Source organism: Eleftheria terrae (assembly GCF_030419005.1).
In the GTDB taxonomy this organism is placed as follows: domain Bacteria; phylum Pseudomonadota; class Gammaproteobacteria; order Burkholderiales; family Burkholderiaceae_C; genus Caldimonas; species Caldimonas terrae.
In genome coordinates this window covers 3,513,421-3,529,752 of sequence record NZ_CP106951.1, presented here as the reverse complement: position 1 = coordinate 3,529,752, position 16,332 = coordinate 3,513,421, and the positions used below count along the sequence as shown (strand labels likewise).

The 16,332-nt window shown below is 64.6% G+C and carries 17 protein-coding genes; 13 read left to right on the top strand and 4 right to left on the bottom strand.

Annotated elements, in window-relative coordinates; genetic code table 11:
* Positions 1 to 34: 34 nt before the first annotated feature.
* The 10 genes from N7L95_RS15640 to N7L95_RS15595 all read left to right on the top strand — a co-directional run bounded on the left by N7L95_RS15640 (position 35) and on the right by N7L95_RS15595 (position 10,033).
* Positions 35 to 274 (top strand): type II toxin-antitoxin system Phd/YefM family antitoxin, encoded by a 240-nt coding sequence (locus N7L95_RS15640; RefSeq protein ID WP_301256177.1) that lies wholly within the window; start codon positions 35 to 37, stop codon positions 272 to 274.
* Positions 258 to 698, top strand: coding sequence for a type II toxin-antitoxin system VapC family toxin (locus N7L95_RS15635; RefSeq protein ID WP_301256176.1), 441 nt, complete (start codon positions 258 to 260; stop codon positions 696 to 698). Before N7L95_RS15640 ends, N7L95_RS15635 begins: the two co-directional genes overlap by 17 nt.
* Positions 699 to 702: 4 nt before the next feature.
* Positions 703 to 1,473, top strand: a complete 771-nt coding sequence (locus N7L95_RS15630; RefSeq protein WP_301256175.1) for a ParA family protein — start codon at positions 703 to 705, stop codon at positions 1,471 to 1,473.
* A 56-nt stretch (positions 1,474 to 1,529) separates the two neighbouring features.
* A complete protein-coding gene (locus tag N7L95_RS15625) occupies positions 1,530 to 2,054 on the top strand; it encodes a hypothetical protein (protein WP_301256173.1) in 525 nt (174 codons plus the stop codon).
* A 35-nt stretch (positions 2,055 to 2,089) separates the two neighbouring features.
* Positions 2,090 to 2,893, top strand: a complete 804-nt coding sequence (locus N7L95_RS15620; protein ID WP_301256172.1) for a GNAT family N-acetyltransferase — start codon at positions 2,090 to 2,092, stop codon at positions 2,891 to 2,893.
* A complete protein-coding gene (locus tag N7L95_RS15615; RefSeq protein WP_301256171.1) occupies positions 2,890 to 3,426 on the top strand; it encodes an RBBP9/YdeN family alpha/beta hydrolase in 537 nt (178 codons plus the stop codon). Before N7L95_RS15620 ends, N7L95_RS15615 begins: the two co-directional genes overlap by 4 nt.
* A 28-nt stretch (positions 3,427 to 3,454) precedes the next feature.
* On the top strand, positions 3,455 to 4,360 hold the full coding sequence (locus tag N7L95_RS15610) for a ParB/RepB/Spo0J family partition protein (protein ID WP_301256170.1): 906 nt from the start codon (positions 3,455 to 3,457) through the stop codon (positions 4,358 to 4,360).
* Between the two features lie 740 nt (positions 4,361 to 5,100).
* Entirely contained in the window at positions 5,101 to 7,023 is a 1,923-nt protein-coding gene (locus N7L95_RS15605) for a PrkA family serine protein kinase (RefSeq protein ID WP_301256169.1), read from the top strand.
* A 179-nt stretch (positions 7,024 to 7,202) separates the two neighbouring features.
* Positions 7,203 to 8,492: a YeaH/YhbH family protein gene (locus tag N7L95_RS15600; protein WP_301256168.1), complete on the top strand. Its 1,290-nt coding sequence runs from the start codon at positions 7,203 to 7,205 to the stop codon at positions 8,490 to 8,492.
* On the top strand, positions 8,489 to 10,033 hold the full coding sequence (locus tag N7L95_RS15595; RefSeq protein WP_301256167.1) for a SpoVR family protein: 1,545 nt from the start codon (positions 8,489 to 8,491) through the stop codon (positions 10,031 to 10,033). Before N7L95_RS15600 ends, N7L95_RS15595 begins: the two co-directional genes overlap by 4 nt.
* A 108-nt stretch (positions 10,034 to 10,141) precedes the next feature.
* Here N7L95_RS15595 and N7L95_RS15590 read toward each other — a convergent pair whose 3' ends face one another.
* Positions 10,142 to 11,500, bottom strand: coding sequence for an FAD-binding oxidoreductase (locus N7L95_RS15590; RefSeq protein WP_435870104.1), 1,359 nt, complete (start codon positions 11,498 to 11,500; stop codon positions 10,142 to 10,144).
* Positions 11,501 to 11,852: 352 nt separating this feature from the next.
* Here N7L95_RS15590 and N7L95_RS15585 point away from each other — a divergent pair, with 352 nt between their 5' ends.
* Genes N7L95_RS15585 through N7L95_RS15575 form a run of 3 tightly spaced genes read left to right on the top strand, consistent with a single transcriptional unit; the run spans position 11,853 to position 13,548 of the window.
* A complete protein-coding gene (locus N7L95_RS15585) occupies positions 11,853 to 12,458 on the top strand; it encodes a peptidoglycan recognition protein family protein (protein WP_301256165.1) in 606 nt (201 codons plus the stop codon).
* A complete protein-coding gene (locus N7L95_RS15580) occupies positions 12,449 to 12,922 on the top strand; it encodes a hypothetical protein (protein ID WP_301256164.1) in 474 nt (157 codons plus the stop codon). Before N7L95_RS15585 ends, N7L95_RS15580 begins: the two co-directional genes overlap by 10 nt.
* Before the next feature lie 47 nt (positions 12,923 to 12,969).
* Complete coding sequence (locus N7L95_RS15575) at positions 12,970 to 13,548, top strand: cob(I)yrinic acid a,c-diamide adenosyltransferase (protein ID WP_301256163.1); 579 nt, start codon at positions 12,970 to 12,972, stop codon at positions 13,546 to 13,548.
* Positions 13,549 to 13,570: 22 nt separating this feature from the next.
* On the opposite strand, the gene N7L95_RS15570 is transcribed toward N7L95_RS15575, so the two are convergent.
* From N7L95_RS15570 to N7L95_RS15560, 3 genes are all read right to left on the bottom strand, one after another.
* Positions 13,571 to 13,885, bottom strand: coding sequence for an EF-hand domain-containing protein (locus tag N7L95_RS15570; protein ID WP_301256162.1), 315 nt, complete (start codon positions 13,883 to 13,885; stop codon positions 13,571 to 13,573).
* A 491-nt stretch (positions 13,886 to 14,376) separates the two neighbouring features.
* A complete protein-coding gene (locus N7L95_RS15565) occupies positions 14,377 to 15,495 on the bottom strand; it encodes a 3-deoxy-7-phosphoheptulonate synthase (RefSeq protein WP_301256161.1) in 1,119 nt (372 codons plus the stop codon).
* 251 nt (positions 15,496 to 15,746) lie between these two features.
* Entirely contained in the window at positions 15,747 to 16,253 is a 507-nt protein-coding gene (locus N7L95_RS15560; protein WP_301256160.1) for a hypothetical protein, read from the bottom strand.
* Between the last annotated feature and the right edge of the window lie 79 nt (positions 16,254 to 16,332).

Sequence of the window (16,332 nt, the reverse complement as noted above, 5' to 3'; positions counted from 1 at the left end):
GCGGAAAATCCAACCAGTTTCTCCGACCAGAATGATGGACAGCTCCACCGTCGGCGCCTTCGAAGCCAAAACCCACCTGTCGGCCCTGCTTGAACGGGTGGAACAAGGCGAGGAGATCGTCATCACCCGCCATGGCCGTCCCATCGCCCGCCTGGCGCCTCTCTCCCCGGCCAGTCGAAGCGCGGACGAACTGCTGGCCCGCGTGCGCGCCCTGCGGGCCGGGCATCGACTCGACCTGGACTGGAAGCTGTTGCGCGGTGAAGGCCGCTGCTGAGATGGCCAGCCACATCTGCGTTCTGGATGCATCGGTCACCCTGGCCTGGTGCTTCGAAGACCAGGCCTCCGAGGCGGCTGACGCTCTCCTGCAGGCCTCGACCGAGCACGGGGTGGCGGTGCCCATCCACTGGCACCTCGACGTCGCGCAACTGCTCGAGCGGGCCCAGCGCTGTCAGCGCATCACCGAGGCCCGGGCCACCGAGTTCCTGGCCCTGCTGGACGCCCTGCCGGTCGACATCGATGCCGCCGCACCGGAGCGCGGTCGCCGAGAAGTGCTCTACCTGGCCCGGGAAACGGCGCTCAGTCCTTATGACGCCGCCTACCTGGACCTGGCGATTCGCCGCCGGCTGCCGCTGGCCACCCGGGACCCGTTGCTGCGACAAGCCGCCGCGGCGCTCGGGGTGAACACCCTCGACCTTTGAATCCATGGCCAAGATTTTCTGCATTGCCAACCAGAAGGGTGGCGTCGGCAAGACGACCACCGCCGTGAACCTGGCTGCCGGCCTGGCCCAGGTCGGCCAGCGTGTGCTGCTGGTCGACCTCGATCCCCAGGGCAATGCCACGATGGGTTCGGGCGTGGACAAGCGCGCCCTGTCCAGCAGCGTCTACGAAGTCTTGCTCGAATCCGCCACCATCGCCGATGCCAAGGCCCGCTCCGAGGTGGGCGGCTACGACGTGCTGGGTGCCAATCGGGAGTTGGCTGGCGCCGAGGTCGAACTGGTCGACCAGGAACGCCGCGAGCGGCGCCTGAAAGCCGCACTGGACGCCGCCGATGCCGACTACGACTTCGTGCTCATCGACTGCCCGCCCAGCCTGTCCATGCTGACGCTGAACGGCCTGGTCTCCGCCCACGGGGTGATCGTCCCCATGCAGTGCGAGTACTTCGCGCTCGAAGGCTTGAGCGACCTGGTCAACACCATCAAGCAGGTGCATGCCAACCTGAACAAGGAGCTGAAGATCATCGGCCTGCTGCGCGTGATGTTCGATCCCCGCATCACCTTGCAGAACCAGGTGAGCGAGCAGCTGAAGCAGCACTTCGGCGACAAGGTGTTCCACAGCGTCATTCCGCGCAACGTGCGGCTGGCCGAGGCACCGAGCTACGGCCAGCCGGGCGTCGTGTTCGACCCGGCCTCCAAGGGCGCGCAGTCGTATGTCGACTTCGCCCGTGAGATGGTCGCCCGCATCCAGACCCTGTAGCCGGCGGCGCAGGGCGCGTCGGGATCGATTCAGACAAGAGCGAGAGGGGCGCCGCGATGCGCAAGGTGATTCTGTTGTTGCTGCTGGCCGCAGCGAGTGTTTACTACTGGAAAGACCGTCAGCAGGTCAGCGAAGCCAAGGTCCACAACTTCCTGCGCGCGCAGACGGCCGCCCTGCAGCAAAAGGACACCGAGACCCTGTGCGCCCAGTTGTCCCCAACCTTTCGCGGCCACGTGATGCAAGTGATTGCGGGCCAGGCGCATCCGGAAACCACCGACCGCGACGCCAGCTGCCAGCACCTGCGCGACTTCTTCGACATGAAGACGCAACTCGACCGCAGCCTGCCGGCCGGCTCCGAATACGGCATCGACTACACGCTCAACGTTGACCGCATCACCCTCTCCGACGACAAGAAGGAAGCGGTGGTGGACCTGCGCACGCGCATGAATTTGGCCAACCTGATCGTCATCGACTCGGTCAGCACCGACACCCTGCGCATGTACAAGGGGCAGGTGGTGATCGAATCGTCCGAGGGGCGCGTCACTGTCTCCGGTCCGGCCGCAGGCCAGATGCGCCCCTGAGACGCGGCGCCCCCTCCTCGCCATCCCCCGCCCCCATGACCGCATCGCATCCAAGCCTCCCCGACCGCTTGCTGGCCCGCATCGAGGAGGCTGGCCTGAATGCTTCGGCGCCGCCGCAGCAGCGCCTGATCGACGGCTGGCTGGTGCGTTACTCGCCCGGCAAGGCCAAGCGCTCCCGCAGCATCAATCCCATCGCGCCAGGCCGCCTGCCGCTGCCCGAGAAGCTGGCGCTTTGCGCCCCGGTGCTCGAAGCGGCCGGCCTGCCCCTGATGGTGCGCATCACGCCCTTTGCAGAACCAGCCGGCCTGGATGCGGGGCTGGCCGACCTGGGCCTGCCCGCCTTCGACGACACCCGGGTGATGGTCCTGCAAGACCTGCTGCACACGCTGCCCGCCGCAGCGGCCCTGCCGCTGGACGCCGTGGATGCCGTCACCTGCGCCGAGGTGCTGGGCCAGCTGCGTGGCTCGCCGGCCGCCCAGGTCCCCGCACAGGCGCAGCGACTGGCCCACTCCCCGGTGCCCTACCGCGCTTTCGTGCTGCGCGATGGCGACGGCCAGGTGCAGGCCTGCGGCCAGTACGCGGTGGAAGGGCCGTTGGTGGGCCTCTACGACGTCATCACCGCGCCACAGGCGCGTGGTCAGGGGTGGGCCACCCGGCTCTGCCTGGAGCTGCTGCGCCGCGCCTGCGCGGAAGGCGCCCGCACCGCCTACCTGCAGGTCGATGCCGACAACCTGCCGGCACGCACCGTGTACCATCGCATCGGCTTCCGCGACGGCTACGCCTATCACTATCGCGGCGCTTCGGCCCTGCCCGACAGCCGCCCTCCTCTTTCAGCATGACCCACCGCATCCTTGTGCTGCCTGGATGGCAGAACTCCGGTCCCGACCATTGGCAAAGCCGCTGGGAGCGCCTGCACGGCGACCAGCGCGTGGAGCAGGACGATTGGGACTGGCCGCGCCGTGGCGACTGGATGGCGCGCCTGGAAGACACGCTGCTGGCCGACCCGCGGCCGGCCCTGCTGGTGGCCCACAGCCTGGGCTGCCAGCTGGTGGCTGCCTGGGCCGCGCACTCCCGTCACACCGACCGTGTCAGGGGAGCGCTGCTGGTCGCGCCGCCCGACACCGAGCAGGCCGACATGCCACCGCAGCTCTATTCGTGGCGCCCCATTCCCCGCCAGCGCCTACCCTTCCCGGCGACCGCCGTCGTCAGCAGCGACGACCCCTATTGCAGCCCCGAGCGCGCTGCCGCGATGGCCTCCGACTGGGGCGCCGAGGTGGTCACCCTGGGCCCGTACGGCCACATCAACAGCCAATCCGGCCTGGGCGACTGGCCACAGGGCCGCGCGCTGCTGGAAGCGCTGGCGCGCACCTGAACCCGCTCCTGCTCATCGGACGAAATCCATGGTCACGAAAAAACCGAAAGGCCTCGGCCTCGGCCTCGAAGCCCTGCTGGGCCCCAAAGTGAGCGACACCGGCCCCGGTTCGCCAGACACCGCCCGCGAAGGCAGGCCGTCCACGCTGAAGCTCGAGCAACTGCGCCCCGGCAAGTACCAGCCGCGCACCCGGATGGACGAGGGCTCGCTCTATGAGCTGGCCGAAAGCATCAAGGCGCAGGGCATCATGCAGCCCATCCTGGTGCGTCCGCTGGGCGAGCAGCAGTACGAGATCATCGCCGGCGAGCGGCGTTCGCGCGCTGCCAAGCTGGCGGGGCTTGCCGAAGTGCCGGTGCTCGTGAAGGAAGTGCCGGACGAAGCCGCCGCCGCGATGGCGCTGATCGAGAACATCCAGCGGGAAGACCTCAACCCGCTCGAGGAGGCGCAAGGCCTGCAGCGGCTGGTGAGCGAATTCGGCCTCACCCACGAACAGGCCGCCCAGGCAGTCGGACGCTCGCGCAGTGCCGCGTCCAACCTGCTGCGCCTGCTCAACCTGGCCGAGCCGGTACAGCAGATGCTGATGGCCGGCGACCTCGACATGGGCCATGCCCGGGCCTTGCTGCCGCTGGAAGGCGCACAGCAGATCCTCAGCGCCAACGAGATCGTCTCGCGCAAGCTGAGCGTGCGCGAGGCTGAAAAGCTGGCGAACAAGGCCACTCATGCGCGCCAGTCGCCACTGCTGCGGGTCAAGCAGGACAAGTCGCGCGACATCTCACGCATCGAGGAAGAGCTGTCCGACCGGCTGACCGCGCCGGTCGAGATCCGCGTCAAGAAACGCACCAAACGGGGTGAGCAGGGTGAGGTCGTGATCGGCTTCGGCTCGCTGGAGGAACTCAACGGCCTGCTGGACAAGCTGGGCCTGTCCACCAAGTAGCGGCCGCCCCGACGACTGCCCGGGAAAGCTGCCGAGTACCGGCAGTCGGTCTCCCAAGCCCCCGTCTTGCGCTGCCGGACAGGCTGGTGGCCGCGATTCGCTGGCCACCGCCGTCACGCTGGTCCAAGCCCCCCTCAAGCCTGCCGTTGCTTGCAGCTGCCCGACGCCATGGCGCACTCAGCGTCAGCCGCCTGCACTGGCACCGTCGAGGGTAGGTGAGCCGCAAGCGCCCGGTCCCGGTGGCTGCGGGCGGTGTGGCTGCCCTGCGACAGCCGCTGCATCCTGAAGCCGCTGCCACGACCGATGCCACCAGCTTCCCTCGGTCGACGCCGACCCGCGCTGGCCCGCGCAGCCCTGCCTCGCGAAGCCGCGCACCGCTTCGCAACAGCCATGGCCGAGCTGCGCAAAAGCCTCCTTGATTTGATGAAGCCGTCCCCCGCGCATGGGGGAAAGCGCGCGCACGATGTCACAGACGGATGCCGTTGACCGCAAATACCCCGTGGAACTTTCGCCGAGCCTGTGCTCTCCTTCGGTCAGGCACACGCTGTATTCGCAACGTGTGACAACGATGCCAGGCGAGGGCACGCTCCTTGCACAGTAGAGTCGGGGAACAGATTGGTGTTTCGCCTTTTGTACAAGGCATGCGCATAGTAGTTTTTCGCCCATGCTGAAACCATGGCAATGCGCGAAGCCCGAAGATGGGTTGAACGCGGAGTCGGAAAGGGATTAGGAGGTCTGCGATGGACGTCATCAGCAACTTCGCCGCTCGATACGAGCGCACCCGGGAAGAGGAGCTCTCCCTGCAGGAGTACCTCGACATCTGCAAGCGCGATCCCCTGGCCTATGCCACTGCGGCCGAGCGCATGCTCAAGGCCATCGGCGAGCCGGAGGTGGTCGACACCCGCAATGACCCGCGGCTGTCTCGCATCTTCGCGAACAAGGTCATCAAGATCTATCCGGCCTTCCGCGAGTTTTACGGCATGGAGGATTCCATCGAACAGGTGGTGTCCTATTTCCGGCACGCAGCCCAGGGCCTGGAGGAAAAGAAGCAGATCCTGTATTTGCTCGGCCCGGTCGGCGGCGGCAAGAGCTCGATTGCCGAACGCCTGAAGCAATTGATGGAGCACGTGCCGTTTTATGCGATCAAGGGCTCGCCGGTGAACGAATCACCGCTGGGTTTGTTCGATCCGGATGAAGACGGCGGCATTCTCGAAAAGGAATACGGCATTCCCCGGCGTTACCTGCAGCGCATCCTGTCGCCGTGGGCCGTCAAGCGGCTGGAAGAGTTCGGTGGCGACATCCGGCAATTCAAGGTCGTCAAGCGCTACCCCTCCATCCTGCGTCAGACCGGCATCGCCAAGACCGAGCCGGGCGATGAGAACAACCAGGACATTTCCTCGCTGGTCGGCAAGGTTGACATCCGCCGGCTGGAAACCTATGCCCAGGACGATCCCGACGCCTACAGCTACTCCGGTGGCCTCTGCCTGGCCAACCAGGGTCTGCTCGAGTTCGTCGAGATGTTCAAGGCACCGATCAAGGTGCTGCACCCGCTGCTCACCGCCACCCAGGAAGGCAACTACAAGGGCACCGAAGGCTTCGGCGCCATTCCCTTCGACGGCGTGATCCTCGCGCACTCGAACGAGAGCGAATGGAAGGCCTTCCGCAACAACAAGAACAACGAGGCCTTCCTCGACCGCATCTACATCGTCAAGGTGCCCTACTGCCTGCGGGTGAGCGAAGAGATCAAGATCTACGAGAAGCTGGTGCGCAACTCCTCGCTGGCCCAGGCACCGTGCGCGCCTGGCACGCTGAAGATGATGGCCCAGTTCTCGGTGCTGACCCGGCTCAAGGAGCCCGAGAACTCCAGCATCTTCAGCAAGGCCCAGGTCTACGACGGCGACAACCTGAAGGACACCGACCCCAAGGCCAAGTCGATCCAGGAGTACCGCGACTACGCGGGCGTCGATGAAGGCATGAGCGGCATCTCGACCCGCTTCGCCTTCAAGATCCTGTCCAAGGTCTTCAACTTCGACTCGACCGAGGTCGCCGCCAACCCGGTGCACCTGATGTACGTGCTCGAACAGCAGATCGAGCGCGAGCAGTTCCCGCCGGAAACCGAGCAGAAGTACACCTCCTACATCAAGGAGCTGCTGGCACCGCGCTATGCCGAATTCATCGGCAAGGAGATCCAGACCGCCTACCTGGAAAGCTACTCCGAGTACGGTCAGAACATCTTCGATCGCTACGTCACCTATGCCGACTACTGGATCCAGGACCAGGAGTACCGCGATCCCGACACCGGCGAGATCTTCGACCGGGCCTCGCTGAACGCGGAGCTCGAGAAGATCGAGAAGCCGGCCGGCATCAGCAACCCCAAGGACTTCCGCAACGAGATCGTCAACTTCGTGCTCCGCGCGCGCGCCAACAACGCCGGCAAGAACCCGCTGTGGACCAGCTACGAGAAGCTGCGCACGGTGATCGAGAAGAAGATGTTCTCGAACACCGAGGAGCTGCTTCCGGTCATCAGCTTCAACGCCAAGAGCAGCGCCGACGAGCAGAAGAAGCACGAGGACTTCGTCAACCGCATGGTGCAGAAGGGCTACACGCCCAAGCAGGTGCGGCTGTTGTGCGAGTGGTACCTGCGGGTGCGCAAGAGTTCCTGAGCGAGCTGCAAGTGGACCGGCAGTTCCAGGCGGGCACAGCTCCAGGGCGCTAGAAGGACGCAACGGCATGCGGACCCGGTGTGGTTCCCCCCGCTGCCGCTGCGGCTCCCGCGTCCCGCCCGCCGCGAACTCCGGCCCGCTCTTGTAGGTCCAAACAGCACCACCCCGGAAGGCACACCATGCCCATGCTCCAACAGATCATCGATCGGCGGCTGTCGGGCAAGAACAAGTCCATCGGCAACCGTGAGCGCTTCTTGCGCCGCTACCGCGAGCAGATCCGCGATGCGGTGCGCCGTGCGGTCAGCGGTCGCGGCATCCGCAACCTGGAGCAAGGCGAGGACATCACGCTGCCGCGGCGCGACGTCTCCGAACCTGTGTTCAGCCACGGCCAGGGCGGCAAGCGCGAATACGTGCACCCCGGCAACAAGGAATACGTCAAAGGCGACCGCATCGAGCGGCCGCAAGGCGGCGGCGGCCAGGGCGGCGGCTCCAATGCGAGCGACAGCGGCGAGGGCGACGACGATTTCGTCTTCCACCTCAGCAAGGAAGAGTTCATGCAGGTCTTCTTCGAAGACCTGGCCCTGCCCCACCTGATCCGCACCCAACTGGCTGAAGTGCCGGAATGGAAAAGCCACCGCGCAGGCTTCACCAGCGATGGCACCCCGAACAACCTGCATGTCGTGCGCTCGATGCGAGGTGCGCTGGCCCGGCGCATCGCGCTCGGCGGCGATTCACGTCGGGAGTTGCGTCAGCTCGAGCAACACCTGGAGCACCTGCAGCGGCATCCCCACCCCACCGACCTGCTGGTGGCCCGAGAGATCCGCGAGACGGAAGCCGCCATCGAGGAATTGCGCGCGCGGCTGCGGCGCATCCCCTATCTCGACCCCATCGACCTGCGCTACCGCAACCGGGTGCGCGTGCCGGTGCCCAGCGCGAAGGCGGTGATGTTCTGCCTGATGGACGTCTCCGGCTCGATGGATGAGGCGCGCAAGGACATGTCCAAGCGCTTCTTCATGCTGCTGTACCTGTTCCTGACCAAGCACTACGAGAAGATCGAGCTGGTCTTCATCCGCCACCATACCCAGGCGGCGGAGGTCAGCGAGGACGAGTTCTTCCACGCCACCGAGACCGGCGGCACCGTGGTGTCGAGCGCCCTGACGCTGATGCAGGACATCATCAAGTCGCGCTACCCCAGCGGCGAGTGGAACATCTACGGCGCTCAGGCCAGTGACGGCGACAACTGGCACCACGACAGCGGCCGCTGCCGCGAATTGCTGGCCGACCAGATCCTGCCGCTGTGCCGCTACTACGCCTATGTGCAGGTGGCCGAGGCCGAGCAAAACCTCTGGGAGGAGTACACCCAGCTGCTCGATGGCCACAAGAACTTTGCGATGCGCAAGGTCTCGGATGCCGCTGACATCTACCCCGTGTTCCGGGACCTGTTCAAGAAGGAGGGAGCGCCGACATGATCACCGACACCCTGCTCACGCCGAAGAGCCCGCGCGCCCACGAACCGCTGCCCAGCCCGTCGGACTGGACCTTCGACCTGATCGAAACCTACCACGACGCGATCGCCCGCACCGCCGAAGGCTACCGGCTCGACACCTACGCCAATCAACTGGAGATCATCACGGCCGAGCAGATGATGGATGCCTATGCTTCCGTCGGCATGCCGGTGATCTATCGCCACTGGTCCTATGGCAAGCAGTTCATCGCCACCGAGAAGAACTACCGCCGCGGCTTCATGGGACTGGCCTACGAGATCGTCATCAATTCGGACCCCTGTATCTCTTACCTGATGGAAGAGAACACGATGGCGATGCAGGCCCTGGTGATCGCACATGCGGCCTACGGCCACAACAGCTTCTTCAAGGGCAACTACCTCTTCCGCATGTGGACCGATGCGTCGTCGATCATCGACTACCTGGTCTATGCAAAGAACTACATCGCCGAATGCGAGGAGCGCCATGGTGTCGAAGCGGTCGAAGATCTGCTCGACTCCTGCCACGCACTGATGAACCACGGTGTGGACCGCTACCGCCGTCCGCAGAAGCTCTCGCTCGCACAGGAACAGGTGCGTCGAACCGAACGCGAAGCCTATCTGCAGCAGCAGGTCAACGACCTCTGGCGCACCCTGCCCCGTCGCGCCGACCGCAGTGCCGAGGAAGAGGAAGCGGCCAAGCGCTTCCCGGCGGAGCCGCAAGAGAACCTGCTCTATTTCATCGAGAAGAACGCGCCCCTGCTGGAGCCCTGGCAACGTGAGATCGTCCGCATCGTGCGCAAGGTGGCGCAGTACTTCTACCCGCAGCGCCAGACGCAGGTGATGAACGAAGGCTGGGCCACCTTCTGGCATTACACGCTGCTCAACACGATGTACGACCGCGGCCAGCTGGCCGATGGCTTCATGCTCGAGTGCCTGAAGTCACACACCAATGTGATCTACCAGCCGCCGGTGGGCCACCGCGCCTACAGTGGCCTCAACCCGTATGCGCTTGGGTTCGCCATGTACACCGACCTCAAGCGCATCTGCGAGGCACCGACCGACGAAGACCGCCGCTGGTTCCCCGACATTGCCGGCAGCGACTGGCTGACGACACTCGACTACGCCATGCGCAACTTCAAGGATGAGAGCTTCGTCGGCCAGTTCCTCTCGCCCAAGATGATGCGCGACTTCCGCTTGTTCTCGATCCGGGACGACGAGAGCGAGCCGGAGCTCGAGGTTGCCGCCATCCATGACGACAGCGGCTACCGTGAGTTGCGCGAGAGCCTGTCGCGCCAGTACGACCTGAACCACCGCGAGCCCAACATCCAGGTCTGGAGCGTCAACCTGCGCGGCGACCGCTCGCTGACCCTGCGCCACACCCAGCACAACAACCGACCGCTGAACGACGATGCGCAGGAAGTGCTGAAGCATGTGGCCCGGCTGTGGGGCTTCGACGTCCACCTGGAAAGCGTCGACGGCCGAGGCCAGGTGCAGCGACAGTGGACGGTGGCCGCGCCCAAGAGCTGAGCTGGCGTACACCGGGCATGGGTGCATGCCGAGCCCCGCGAGAAAGCCGGCCGCCCGCAGGCGCCGGCTTTCCTGCTTCTCATGCACCTGCCATCGGCTGGTCGTGCTTCAGAGGACGAAGATCTTCCCTGGATTCATGATGTTGTTCGGATCGAGCGCCTGCTTGATCGAACGCATCAAGGCGACTGCGCCCGGCCCTGCCTCGTCCTGCAGGAAGTCCATCTTGTGCAGCCCGATGCCGTGCTCGCCTGTGCAGGTGCCTTCGAGGCGGATCGCCCGCGAGACCAGCTGGCGGTTCAATCGCTCGGCCAGCTCCCGTTCCTCGGCACTGGCCGGGTCGATCAGGTAGCCGACATGGAAGTTGCCGTCGCCGACATGGCCGAGCAGGAAATACGGCAGCCCGGCGGCGTCCGCCTCGGCCACCGTGTCGAGCAGGCACTCGGCCAGGCGCGAGATGGGCACGCAGGTATCGGTGGTCACCGCACGGCAGCCGGGCCGCAGCTGCAAGGCCGCGAAGTAGGCATGGTGGCGCGCTGTCCAAAGGCGGCTGCGCTGCTCCGGCGTGGTGGCCCACTCGAAGTCCTCGCCGCCCAGCTCGCTGGCAATCTGCTGCACCGTCTGGGCCTGCTCGGCCACCGAGCTCGGCGAGCCGTGGAACTCCATCAGCAGCATCGGGCCCTCACGCAGCTGGAGCTTGTCATGGCGGTTCACCGCTCGCACCGTGTTCACGTCCAGCAGTTCGCAGCGTGCAATCGGCACGCCACTCTGGATCACCGCAATCGTCGTATTGACCGCCGCATCGAGACGGGGGAAGCTGCAGATGGCGGCTGAAATCGCCTCCGGCTGGGGATAAAGCCGCACGGTGATTTCGGTCATCACGCCAAGGGTGCCCTCGCTGCCCACGAACAGCCGGGTGAGGTCGTAGCCGGCGCTGGACTTGCGGGCCCGGGTGCCGGTGCGCACCACCTCGCCGCTGGCCGTCACCACGGTAAGGCCCAGCACGTTCTCTCGCATGGTGCCGTAGCGCACGGCGTTGGTGCCACTGGCACGGGTGGCGCTCATGCCGCCGACGGAGGCATCGGCCCCCGGATCGATCGGAAAGAACAGGCCGGTGTGGCGGATCTCTTCATTGAGGCGGCTGCGCGTCACTCCGGCCTGCACGGTGGCAGTCAGGTCCTCCGGCTGGACCGCAAGCACCTGGTCCATCTGCCCGAGGTCGATGCACAGGCCACCGTGCACGGCCAACAGGTGCCCTTCGAGGGAAGAGCCGACACCATAGGGAATGACCGGCACCCGGTGCTCGTTGGCCAGCCGCACCGCGAACGCCACCTCCTCGGTGGAGCGGGCAAACAGCACCGCCTGCGGCGGCGGCACATCGAAAGGCGACTCGTCGCGGCCATGCTGCTCGCGCACTGCCAGCGCGGTCGACAGGCGTTCGCCGAAGCGGGCCTGCAGGGTGGCCAGCATCACGTCAGGGACGGGCCGGGAAGACACCAACGGCTGGTGAGGGGACAACGAGGTGCTCATGGGGTTCCAATATCGCTCGGCGGTTGTTTATCTGCATCCCCGCGCCGTAAGCCGAAGACACAAAATTCGACGTTGGTTTCAATAAGTCCAGGGCATCAAGCGTATCGCATTCCTAGAGTGAAGGATGCCTAGAACAAACACGGGCTTTGTGAGCCGATGGAGTCTCTGCCTGCAGCAAGTTATCGCCGCTTCCTTCAATCACCCGCTCCTGACTCTCCCGCCATTTCGGTATTGCGAGAAGAATCTGAGACGATCGACTGATGTTGAAGGGCAGTCCATTTGAGGGGGAAATATGCAAATCAATCAGAAGGGCCACCTTATAGATCCACGCATCGTTCTGGCCATTCGCCCCACTATTGAGGGCAGCGCAATGCGGGTGGTGCGAGGAATCATTGTTCACCAAACCGACTCCCCGACCGCCAGCTCAACCCTCAATAGCTATCGTGCTTCGAATGCGAACGGCGCACACTTTCTGATCGACCGGGACGGGACCATCTATCAAACGGCTTCGATATTTGCTGCAACGCCCCATGTTGGGCTGATGAAGGCGCGCTGCTTGGCGGAACACCGTTGTTCGCCTGCCGACATGGAGGCGTTGAAAAAGTTCAATTCGAGGCGCGAACATCGGAGGGAGCAGGAAAAGGAAGTACCTGACCGGTATCCGTCAAACAAGGATGCCATTGGCATAGAGATCGTTGGCATGTCGTACTCGGTCAACGCCACAGCCAATCCCGTCGACCGGATCTATGAGCAGGTCAGTGATGCACAGAACCGCTCTCTGAAGTGGCTGGTTCAGATTCTGACATTGGCTCTCAGGGTACCAATGTCCGAGGTTTTCCGCCACCCGACCGTCGCATACAAGAATCTTACAGAGGCCGCGACAGCAACATGGCGCTGATCTCAACTTCTTCCAAGATCATAGGCTTGCTGGCCGCGCTATCACTGACCACGCTCTTGCGCGCATCACCGAACGACTCATTGTCGGCATTCGAACCGAAGACCTTCCCTCTGAAACTTCCTGCTATCAAATCAGTTGAGATCGATAGAAATGGCATGAAAGCAACTGCCGCGAAGGACGCTCCAGGAAATTGCGATCATTTTCTTCTGACGAAACGGGATGTCCTACGTTATTTGAAACGTGCACGCCAGGTTTCCCGACAGGACTACCTCCACGAGTTGGACTGGGCCCCTTGCTACGCCGCCGGCAAGGTGGTTTTTGCGAACGGGGTAAGCGGCACGTGGGGAATTCAGGAATACCTCGCCGGGACAATCCTGCTAAATAGTGGGAAGGAGTTCTTCCTCTATTGCCCCGACTGCCGGTTCGAAGGACCGACTCTCCCACCAGGCTCCGGAGCACGATAGGTAGCTGGCCGGCCCCACCCCAAGGCTCAATCGACTACGATCCACCCATGGGCAACCGACTCACTCAAATTGCCACGCGCACCGGCGACGATGGCAGCACCGGCCTCGGAGATGGCAGCCGTGTTCGCAAGGACCACCTTCGTGTGCATGCGATGGGCGATGTGGACGAGCTGAATTCGCACCTCGGTGTGCTGCTGGCCGAGCCGCTGCCACAGGAGGTGCGCGACCTGCTGGTCGTCGTACAGCACGAGTTGTTCAACCTCGGCGGCGAACTCTCGATGCCAGGCCATGAATTGCTGGCCGCGGAAGCGGTGCTGCATCTCGATCAGGCACTCGTCCACCACAACGCTGCCCTGCCCCGGTTGAAGGAATTCATCCTGCCCGCTGGCACTCGCAGCGCGGCGCTCGCCCATGTGGCTCGCACCGTGGCGCGCCGGGCCGAGCGTGCTGTGGTGGCGCTCGGCAGCGAAACGCCGGTGCGCGACACCCCGCGGCATTACCTCAATCGATTGTCGGACCTCTTGTTCGTGCTCGCCCGTGTGCTCAACCGGGCCAACCTGGACGGCCAGGGTGGCGACGACGTCTACTGGAACAGCGAACGCCTCCGGCGCGCCAACGCAGACTGAAGAGGCCAGCGAATCGCTCGCGTCAGCGCATCGGTGCCGTGGCACCGGTGTGGAATTCACTCGGGCTCAACGTGCCGTCGGTGTCGACATCGAGCTCGTCGAAACGGGCCGAAATGGCTGGCAGGCGGGTTGCCTCGTCGCGGCTCAGCTTGCCGTCCTTGTCGACGTCAATGCGCACGAACAAGGCTTGAATGGAACTGTCCTTGGGCACCGGCGCACTGCCGGGTGGCGTCTGTGCCTGCACGCCCAGCGCCAATGCGCCCAGGGTCACAAGCAACACGCGACGGGCTTGCTCCACCATGCTGCGATCAAAGACGGGGGTCGGGGAACGGGACATTGGCCTTCCTCAATGATGAAAATTAGTCGCCATTGAACCGGCCGACTGTCTCACAAGCCAGCAGTTTTTCTCCACCTTACCCGCGTTACACCAGCAAATGCAGCGCAAGAGAAGAAGGTAAGCACACGCACACCTCCACAAGCGAATGGTGCACTGACTAACGCTGAGGCAAAAAAAACCCGCCAAGGCTCGTCAGAACCGAGGCGGGCGGATCCCACTTGGTGTGGGCTCTGCTGAGGGAAATCAGACAATCAGAGGAACAAGGAATCGGCGAGGCCGAAGCACTCCCGGCGGGCGCTCGGGCAGCAACACCATCCTGGGCTCGCACCCGGAATGATCGTCGCGCTGCCATCAGGCGCAGCCGTCACTTCGACGTCATGGCTGCATTGCACTACGGCAGTCCGATCGGCGCCAGCCTTCTTGCTGCTCCTTACTGCGCTTACATGCCCCCATCAGAGCGCAACACGATCGCAGTCGTCCCCAGGCCGGGCTCAGTCGCGCCGCCGTTTCACCGCTTCGGAGAGGATGTCGAGCACCTCGGCGGAATCATCCCAGCCAATGCAGGCGTCGGTGATGCTCTTGCCGTATTCCAGCTTGCGCGGGTCGTCCTTGCCCGGGTTGAACTTCTGGGCGCCTTCATGGAGGTGGCTTTCCACCATCACCCCGAACACGCGCTTGGAACCTGCTGCCACCTGGTCGGCGATGTCGCGTGCAACGACGACCTGGCGCTTGTGCTGCTTGCTGGAATTGGCGTGCGAGCAGTCCACCATCAAGGTCGTCGGCAGTCGGGCGGCCTCCAGGTCGTGGCAGGCGGCCTGCACGCTGGCCGCGTCATAGTTCGGCGCCTTGCCACCACGCAGGATCACGTGACAATCCTTGTTGCCGCTGGTCTCGACGATGGCGACCTGACCGTTCTTGTGCACCGACAGGAAGTGGTGCGGCCGGCCAGCGGCCTGGATCGCATCGGTGGCGATCTTGATGTTGCCATCGGTGCCGTTCTTGAAGCCGATCGGTGCTGACAGGCCGGACGCCAGTTCGCGGTGCACCTGGCTCTCGGTGGTTCGCGCCCCGATGGCGCCCCAGGCAATCAGGTCGCCGATGTACTGCGGCGAGATCACGTCCAGGAACTCGCTGCCGGCGGGCACGCCGACGCGGTTGATGTCGATCAGCAACTGCCGGGCGATACGCAGACCCTCGTCGATGCGGTAGCTCTCGTCCAGGTACGGATCGTTGATCAGGCCCTTCCAGCCGACCGTGGTGCGGGGCTTCTCGAAGTAGACCCGCATCACGATTTCGAGGGTGTGGGCGTACTTCTCGCGCATCGGCAACAGGCGCCGGGCATATTCGACCGCGGCGACAGGATCATGGATGGAGCAGGGACCGATGATCACGAGCAGCCGGTCGTCCTGGTGCGCCATGATCTTGCGGATGCGCTGGCGCGTTTCACCCACCAGGGTTTCGACTTGGGTACCACGGATGGGGAAAAACCGGATCAGATGTTCCGGGGGCGGCAGCGGCGTCACGTCCTTGATCCTTTCGTCATCGGTCTGCGAGGTCTTGTCGACTGGCGCATACCAACCCTCGACGGCGCTGGTGGACTGGGCGTTCATGGGTCGTGTTCTCCTGGTTTGAGCGGGCTGCGAGGGCGGACGGGCGAAAAAAAACCGCCGGGGGGCCCCGGCGGTTTTCTGGATTCGGTTTGCTCGTCTTCAGTTACGCGCTTGCCTCTCCTCCGCCGGTGCGGTGCGAGAACCAAAAGTAAAAGAAGGCGTAAGCGCGAGACATGGGCGGTAATGTAGCACGCGATGTCGAAAGGCCGTCAAGCCCTTCCGTCGGGGGACTGCCGGATCTTTGCGGCAGCTCAGATCAGGATGTCCGGCTCTATCGGCGGCAATCCGGGCGATGCCGCCCCGCCAGGCGACGCCGGCCGCAGACCCCGCGTGATGGCTGCCCACCAACCGGGCTTGCGGCTCGGTGGATCCAAGGCCGGGTCGGGCTGGCGCAATACTTCGAGCTCGCCCAGCATCCGGGTCGCTACGTCGATGAAATCGCGACGGAACTCGAGGTCGTCGCTGTTGCGCTCGGTCGCCTCGATCCAGACGTCCAGCAGCCACTGCACCTCGGTGAAGGTCACCGCATAGTGCCGCAGCGTTTCGGGAATGACCTGCTGCCCACCGAGCAGCACCGAGCGCTCGGCCTCCAGCCGCTGCCGCATGTCCTGCTGCAGCTTGGCCCGCACCGGTCCGGTGGCCGTGCGCACCTGGCGCACGAACTTCATCAGGTCGGAGTTGATACGCTCCGCGCGCTCGATCACGGCCGGGTCGGGCGGGATGCGAGGCGGAAGAGGCGGCGGGGTATCGTCAGACATCGGCAATCCACGTGCCGCGATGACGCGTGGTCGCGCCAGCGTAGCCGGTCGCGCACCCGCTCGCAAGCAGGTGCGCGAG

Excerpts from the sequence above, each read along its gene's own strand:
- N7L95_RS15595 (WP_301256167.1), top strand. The coding sequence starts at position 8,489 with ATGATCACCGACACCCTGCTCACGCCGAAGAGCCCGCGCGCCCACGAA.
- N7L95_RS15640 (WP_301256177.1), top strand. The coding sequence starts at position 35 with ATGGACAGCTCCACCGTCGGCGCCTTCGAAGCCAAAACCCACCTGTCG.
- N7L95_RS15610 (WP_301256170.1), top strand. The coding sequence starts at position 3,455 with ATGGTCACGAAAAAACCGAAAGGCCTCGGCCTCGGCCTCGAAGCCCTG.
- N7L95_RS15570 (WP_301256162.1), bottom strand. The coding sequence starts at position 13,885 with ATGTCCCGTTCCCCGACCCCCGTCTTTGATCGCAGCATGGTGGAGCAA.
- N7L95_RS15600 (WP_301256168.1), top strand. The coding sequence starts at position 7,203 with ATGCCCATGCTCCAACAGATCATCGATCGGCGGCTGTCGGGCAAGAAC.
- N7L95_RS15625 (WP_301256173.1), top strand. The coding sequence starts at position 1,530 with ATGCGCAAGGTGATTCTGTTGTTGCTGCTGGCCGCAGCGAGTGTTTAC.
- N7L95_RS15580 (WP_301256164.1), top strand. The coding sequence starts at position 12,449 with ATGGCGCTGATCTCAACTTCTTCCAAGATCATAGGCTTGCTGGCCGCG.
- N7L95_RS15565 (WP_301256161.1), bottom strand. The coding sequence starts at position 15,495 with ATGAACGCCCAGTCCACCAGCGCCGTCGAGGGTTGGTATGCGCCAGTC.
- N7L95_RS15630 (WP_301256175.1), top strand. The coding sequence starts at position 703 with ATGGCCAAGATTTTCTGCATTGCCAACCAGAAGGGTGGCGTCGGCAAG.
- N7L95_RS15615 (WP_301256171.1), top strand. The coding sequence starts at position 2,890 with ATGACCCACCGCATCCTTGTGCTGCCTGGATGGCAGAACTCCGGTCCC.
- N7L95_RS15560 (WP_301256160.1), bottom strand. The coding sequence starts at position 16,253 with ATGTCTGACGATACCCCGCCGCCTCTTCCGCCTCGCATCCCGCCCGAC.
- N7L95_RS15575 (WP_301256163.1), top strand. The coding sequence starts at position 12,970 with ATGGGCAACCGACTCACTCAAATTGCCACGCGCACCGGCGACGATGGC.
- N7L95_RS15620 (WP_301256172.1), top strand. The coding sequence starts at position 2,090 with ATGACCGCATCGCATCCAAGCCTCCCCGACCGCTTGCTGGCCCGCATC.
- N7L95_RS15605 (WP_301256169.1), top strand. The coding sequence starts at position 5,101 with ATGGACGTCATCAGCAACTTCGCCGCTCGATACGAGCGCACCCGGGAA.
- N7L95_RS15585 (WP_301256165.1), top strand. The coding sequence starts at position 11,853 with ATGCAAATCAATCAGAAGGGCCACCTTATAGATCCACGCATCGTTCTG.
- N7L95_RS15590 (WP_435870104.1), bottom strand. The coding sequence starts at position 11,500 with ATGCTGGCCACCCTGCAGGCCCGCTTCGGCGAACGCCTGTCGACCGCG.